Origin of the sequence: Bradyrhizobium embrapense, from assembly GCF_001189235.2 — a bacterium.
GTDB classification, from domain to species: Bacteria; Pseudomonadota; Alphaproteobacteria; order Rhizobiales; family Xanthobacteraceae; genus Bradyrhizobium; species Bradyrhizobium embrapense.
The window spans coordinates 48,221-54,390 of record NZ_LFIP02000019.1; the positions used below are offsets into that span (position 1 = coordinate 48,221).

Genomic DNA, 6,170 nt, shown 5'->3' on the forward strand with positions numbered 1-6,170 from the left:
CGACGAGATCTTCGCGACAAGATCCTGCGATCAGTCTCAAAATGCGAACCCAAGCGGCGGCATCATGGCGAGCGACAATGCCGCTTCTGGCTTTTATCCGCAAGGATCGCCCGGAGGTAACCCATGCCGAATCAATCGGCAGATTAGGCCCTTACGCCCGCCGATCCAGCCAGCCGCACCGCAAGACGCCTCCACTATGGCGGTATCGTGACCGGGCCCGGCATATTCGCGGGCGGAAGCAAAAAGCGTCTCGGGAGGCCCGCCACACGGCCAGTTCCACCTCTCCCACAAAGGGAGGGAAGAGGAGTGCAGGGACCGGCTGTCCCCGCCTCACGCAAATGTGGTCGGCCGTCTCGCCCTACCCTTGGCCCTACCCTTGGCCCTACCCTTGGCCCTACCCTTGACCTTACATCGCCTCGTAGTTCGGACCGCCGCCGCCCTCCGGAGGAACCCAGGTGATGTTGCCGTTGGGGTCCTTCACGTCGCAGGTTTTGCAGTGGACGCAGTTCTGGGCGTTGATCTGGAAACGCGGGCCTGCGGATTCCTCGACCCACTCATAGACGCCGGCCGGGCAATAGCGGTTGGAGGGACCGGCGAACACGTCGTGCTCGGAGGTCTTCTGCAGGTTCATGTCGGCGACCTTGAGATGGACCGGCTGGTCCTCCTCATGGTTGGTGTTGGACAGGAACACCGACGACAGCTTGTCGAACGTGATCTTGCCGTCCGGCTTCGGATAGGCAATCGGCTGGTGCTGCTTGGCAGGATCGAGCGTCTTGCGGTCCGGCTTGGCGTGCGACTGGGTGCCGAACAGTGAGAAGCCGAGCGTGTTGCACCACATGTCGAAGCCGGAGAGCGCCATGCCGAGCAGGTTGCCGAACTTCGACAACAACGGCTTGGCATTGCGGACCTTGAACAGGTCCTTGCCGATCGCGGACGAGCGCCAGGCATTCTCGTATTCGACGAGCTCGTCATTGGCGCGTCCGGCACCGAGCGCGGCCGCGACATGTTCGGCGGCGAGCATGCCCGAGCCCATCGCATTGTGGACGCCCTTGATGCGCGGCACGTTGACGAAGCCGGCCGCGCAGCCGATCAGCGCACCGCCCGGGAAGGAGAGCCGCGGCACCGACTGGTAGCCGCCCTCGGTGATGGCGCGCGCACCATAAGCGAGCCGCTTGCCGCCTTCGAACAGCTCGCGGATATCGGGATGCGTCTTCATCCGCTGGAATTCGTCGAACGGCGACAGATACGGGTCGTTGTAGTTCAGATGCACGACGAAGCCGACCGCGACGCGGTTGTCGTCGTAGTGATAGAGGAACGAGCCGCCGCCGGTCTTGTCGTTCAGCGGCCAGCCCAGCGTATGCTGCACCCGGCCCTTCTTGTGCTTCGCCGGATCGATCTGCCAGACCTCCTTGAGCCCGATGCCGAATTTTGGCGGCTCGGAGTTGGCATCGAGCTTGAACTTCGCGATCAGCTGCTTCGACAGCGAGCCGCGCGCGCCTTCGGCGAACAGCGTGTATTTGCCGAGCAGCTCCATGCCGCGGGTGTAGGAATCCTTGTGGCTGCCGTCCTTGGCGATGCCCATATCGCCGGTCGCGATGCCGCGCACCGCGCCCTTGTCGTCATAGAGCACTTCAGCGGCGGCAAAGCCCGGATAGATCTCGACGCCGAGCGCTTCCGCCTTCGGCGCCAGCCAGCGACAGACATTGCCGAGCGAGCCGATGTAGTTGTGATGGTTGTGCATCAACGGCGGCATGATGAAGTTCGGAATCCGGAACCAGCCCTGCGACGTCGCCCAGTAGAAGCGGTCGCTCGTGACCTGTGTCTTGAGCGGACAATCGGCATCCTCGCGCCAGTCGGGGATGAGCTTGTCGAGGCCGGCCGGATCGATCACTGCACCCGACAGGATGTGCGCACCGACCTCGGAGCCTTTCTCCACCACGACGATCGAGAGCTCGGGATTGAGCTGCTTGAGCCGGATCGCGGCCGACAGGCCCGACGGGCCGGCGCCGACGATGACGACATCGAATTCCATAGACTCGCGCGGGGGAAGGTCTTCAGCACTCATGATCTTGGTCTCAGCCCATTGAGAACGCTTCTAAGCTTTTCAAAAGTCGTTGTTTCCGATTTTTGGCGGAAGGACAACCATGGAATTGCGCCTCGCCGCCTTTGCACGGTCCGGATACCTCAGGAGAATAATCTTTTCCGAAATCGAGCCTCCACTTTTCTCCACCATGCTCTAGATTGCGCCGATGGCCCTGATGCCCGAGCCCACCCCTACACTGCAGCAATTGCTGGCCTTTTACCTCGAGGCCGGGGTCGATTGCGCGCTCGGCGACGAGCCGATCAACCGGCTGGAAGAGCCCGAGCCAGTTCCCGCCCCGGCCGCGCCGCGTCCAGCCGCGCTCAATCCGCTGCGCCCGCCACCGATGCCGGCCGTTCCGCGCAGCGAAATCACCATCGCGCCGGACGCGGCGATCGCCTCCGCACGCGAGGCCGCACGCACCGCTCCGACACTTGAAGCCTTGCGCACGCTGATGGAGACGTTCGACGGCTGCGCGCTGAAGCACACCGCGACCCGGCTGGTGTTCGCCGACGGCAATCCACAGGCGCGCGTGATGTTCGTCGGCGAGGCGCCGGGCCGCGACGAGGACATCGAGGGGCTGCCGTTCGTCGGCCGCTCCGGCAAGCTGCTCGACCGCATGATCGCTGCGATCGGGCTCGATCGCAGCAAGGCCTATATCGCTAATGTCATCCCGTGGCGGCCTCCGGGCAACCGCACGCCGACGCCGCAGGAGACGCAGGTGTGCCTGCCCTTCATCCAGCGCCATATCGAGCTGGTCGATCCCGACGTGCTGGTGACGCTCGGCAATCCCTCGACCCAGGCGCTGCTCGGCACCCGCGAGGGCATCATGCGCACGCGAGGCAAATGGATCGACTACGACACCGGCACGCGCACGATCCGCGCCGTCGCGACCTTCCATCCGGCCTATCTGCTGCGCTCACCGTCCTACAAGAGATTGTCGTGGCAGGACTTGCGCGCGATCGCGAAGGTGCTCGCTTCGTAGGAAGGTGCTGCTTCGCAGGATGGGTAGAGCGCTGTGAAACCCATCATTAGCGCAGCCGGCGTGAATGGATGGGTTTCGCTGCGCTCTACCCATCCTACAGACCGACTGATTCCTACCCCTTCGGCCGCACGATCGCCCAGCCGATCCGCAGCACCGGCTGCCTTCCATTGACCAGCCGGTCGAACGAGCGCGGCACTTCCGGCACGAGGCCGGGGAAGCGTTGCGCGAGTTCGGGCGGCGGCGTGCCGGCGGTGTCCTGCGCGCGCCACACCACGACGCCGCCGGTCTCGTTGAATTTCGCCACCGACATCCAGGGCGTCCGTTGCGGCGCGGCGTCGAGCAACAGATGCGGACGGCGCCCGTTCATCGCGATCAGGCTGGCGAGTTCGGGATCGCCGGCGACCGCGCGCAGGCGCTGGTTGGTGCGGCGTTCATAGCTGTCGTCGAAGAAGCGTCCCATCGCGGCTGCCGGCAGCGAGGTCGGGACCTCCGTGGTGCTGGTCCATGGCAGGAACAGCGCCGTCGCCAGCGCGGCCGCGGCGGGCGCAGCGACAGCGAACGCCCACACCGAGCGCAGCAGCCGCTGCCGCCTGAGATGGATCAGATCGCCGGTCGCGACCACGACCGCGAGCCCCGACATCAACAGCGCAACGCCGGCGCCGCCGAAGGCGCGATCCAGGTCGAACAGCCCGGCGACGAAGCTGCTGACGATCGCCGGCGCGAACGCGAAGAAATAGACGAAGTGCTGCGCCAGCGGACTGACCGGCGGACGGTAGATGATCGGGGCATCCTCACGGTCGCGGGCGAACCAGCGCGAATTGAGCAGCGCCAGCACGACGATCGCTGCGGTCGCCACGATCAGCCCGCCGAGCACGACGCCCCAGCGCAGCGCGCGCGCCTTGAGCTCGGCGAGCACAGGCAAGGGCGGCAGCGCCAGCGCGTCGGCGCGGATCAGCCAGATCAGATAGGGCAGCGCCAGCACGATGATGACGAGCAGCGCATAGAGCGGATCGACCGCGCGCAGCGTGCGGCGCCCGCGCTCGGTTGCGACCGCAAAGCCGACCACGAGCAGGATCATGCCGAGCGCCGCCGGTGTCGTCAGCAGCAAGAGGCCGCAATCGATCGACCAGGCGAACCAGGCGGCGCGCCGGTTCTGCCCGATCAATTGCCAGGAATGCAGCAGCAACAGCGCCCACAGCGGACGCGCCAGGATCAGCGGGCCGAACTCGACGCTCGGCGAGGAGAACACCACGACTGTCATCGACAACAGCACCGCCAGCACGCCCTGCGGGCCGCCGACGATGGCGCGGGCCAGCTGGTAGAAGGCGATGAAGGTGACGATCTCGCAGACCTGCGCCAAGAGATAGACGCCGAAGACGTGATTGCCGGCGGCGCGGAAGGCGATGTCGGCGAGCCAGAACGAAAGCGGCGGCCCCATGTCGGTGCCGACCTGATATTCGCGGCCGAACGCGAGCACGGTGGCGAGATTGCCGGGCGGGCTGCCGTAGAAGATCAGCGGCAAGAGCAGCCATATCGCGGCCTGCACCAGCACCACGACCCACACCACGAGGCGCGGCCGGGCGCGGATCAGTTCGACAACCAGGGAGGTAAACCGCATGAAACGCCTGAAATGCCCCAGCCACGCCGATCCGGCGGCGCCATCTGATCCCGAAGGTTTTGATAAACGGCGGCGGCGGTGGAGGCAACGGTGAACGGCGTGGGGGATTCTCTCCGTGCGAACGACCAGCGCAACTCGCGGCCCCCTCTGCCCACCCTCCCCCGCAAGGGGGGAGGGAGCCAAACCGGCGTGCTCACCTCACCGCGGGTCACGGCATCGAGGTGTTGCGTCCCTTTTCTTCTGACTCCTTAGCGAATGTGAGTGAGGCACTGGCGGAAGGGCTCCCTCCCCCCTTGCGGGGGAGGGTTGGGGAGAGGGGTGCTACAAGCGATGGCGCACGTCGTAGCCCGCGCTGCGGCAAGCTACGCCGCTTCGGATGCCGCGGCCTCGCTTGTCGCATCCACCGTGAACAGGTCGGGCTCGGCTGACACCGGGAAATGTTTCAGCCGCGCGGCGACGACCGGTGCGAAGAAGCTGCGGTGATGGGTGCTGGGGCCGAGCCGGTCCAGCGCCTCGAGGTGCTCGGGGACGCCATAGCCCTTGTGCTGCTCGAACCCGTAGCCGGGGCAATCCAGCGCCAGCGCGCACATCAGGCGGTCGCGCGTCACCTTGGCGATGATCGAGGCCGCAGCGATCGAGGCCACGATGCCGTCGCCGCCGATCACCGCGTCGCAGTCGCAGGGCGTGGCGAGCTTGTCGCGGCCGTCGACGAAGACGTGCTTCGGCATTTCCGGCAGCGCATGCACCGCGCGCGCCAACGCCCACAGCGAGGCACGCAATATATTGTCGCGATCGATTCGCGCCGGCGAGGCCACCGCGACCGAGAACGCCGCGGTCGCGCAAATCTCCTCGAACAGTTCCTCGCGGCGCTCGGCGGTCAGCCGCTTGGAATCGTCGAGCCCCTTAGGAACGCGATTGGGGTCGAGCACCACCGCGGCGGCGACCACCGGACCTGCCAGCGGGCCCCGCCCGGCTTCGTCGCAGCCCGCGACCGGCCAGACGCCGCGCTTGATCAGCGCGCGCTCGCGCCGAAAGCTCGGCCGCGTCACGGCGATCACGCGCTTGCCCGGCGCGGCCGGTTCAGCCGACTTCTTCTTCGACGCGGTCTTTGGCGCGCTTTTGGACTTATCCCGAATCATGCGGCGATCGTGATCAAGCAAGGCCCCCGGCGCAACCGGGAACCCGCTTCTGAACTGCACCCCTGATGTGAGACACGGTAAATCAGGGACAGGTGCCGGCCGCTTGAAGCGGCACGGCGGGTTGACGGGTTAGGGCCGCATGGCGGGGCTGCTGCGCAGCAGCCCCGCCATGCGGTAAATTTGCCTCGAACTCGGCTGGCGGCCGGTAGGCCAAAGCCGAGTGCAACCGTTGACGATTGTATACCTCTTCGATGAAGGCGCCGATCGCATTTCTGGCCTGTTGCGCATCGCGGTAGGTCTGGCCGTCGACCTCCTCTTGCTTGAGGGTCTTCATGAAGCTTTCCGCCC

At 66.1% G+C, this 6,170-nt stretch carries 5 protein-coding genes; 1 reads left to right on the plus strand and 4 read right to left on the minus strand.

Annotation, left to right across the window (positions count from 1 at the left end):
• Positions 1–406: 406 nt before the first annotated feature.
• Complete coding sequence (locus tag AKN83_RS37195) at positions 407–2,065, minus strand: electron transfer flavoprotein-ubiquinone oxidoreductase (RefSeq protein ID WP_050406800.1); 1,659 nt, start codon at positions 2,063–2,065, stop codon at positions 407–409.
• A 190-nt stretch (positions 2,066–2,255) separates the two neighbouring features.
• Between AKN83_RS37195 and AKN83_RS37200 the strand changes: the two genes are divergently transcribed.
• A complete protein-coding gene (locus AKN83_RS37200) occupies positions 2,256–3,065 on the plus strand; it encodes a uracil-DNA glycosylase (protein WP_050406843.1) in 810 nt (269 codons plus the stop codon).
• Positions 3,066–3,177: 112 nt separating this feature from the next.
• Here AKN83_RS37200 and AKN83_RS37205 read toward each other — a convergent pair whose 3' ends face one another.
• From AKN83_RS37205 to AKN83_RS37215, 3 genes are all read right to left on the minus strand, one after another.
• The gene (locus AKN83_RS37205; RefSeq protein WP_050406799.1) at positions 3,178–4,683 is read right to left on the minus strand and encodes a glycosyltransferase family 39 protein; all 1,506 of its coding nucleotides are present in this window, start codon (positions 4,681–4,683) and stop codon (positions 3,178–3,180) included.
• 362 nt (positions 4,684–5,045) lie between these two features.
• Positions 5,046–5,822: a ribonuclease HII gene (rnhB, locus tag AKN83_RS37210; protein WP_050406798.1), complete on the minus strand. Its 777-nt coding sequence runs from the start codon at positions 5,820–5,822 to the stop codon at positions 5,046–5,048.
• A gap of 82 nt (positions 5,823–5,904) precedes the next feature.
• On the minus strand, positions 5,905–6,170 hold a 266-nt coding region (locus AKN83_RS37215; RefSeq protein ID WP_157113238.1), incomplete at its 5' end, for an integrase core domain-containing protein.

Excerpts from the sequence above, each read along its gene's own strand:
- AKN83_RS37195 (WP_050406800.1), bottom strand. The coding sequence starts at position 2,065 with ATGAGTGCTGAAGACCTTCCCCCGCGCGAGTCTATGGAATTCGATGTC.
- AKN83_RS37205 (WP_050406799.1), bottom strand. The coding sequence starts at position 4,683 with ATGCGGTTTACCTCCCTGGTTGTCGAACTGATCCGCGCCCGGCCGCGC.
- rnhB (WP_050406798.1), bottom strand. The coding sequence starts at position 5,822 with ATGATTCGGGATAAGTCCAAAAGCGCGCCAAAGACCGCGTCGAAGAAG.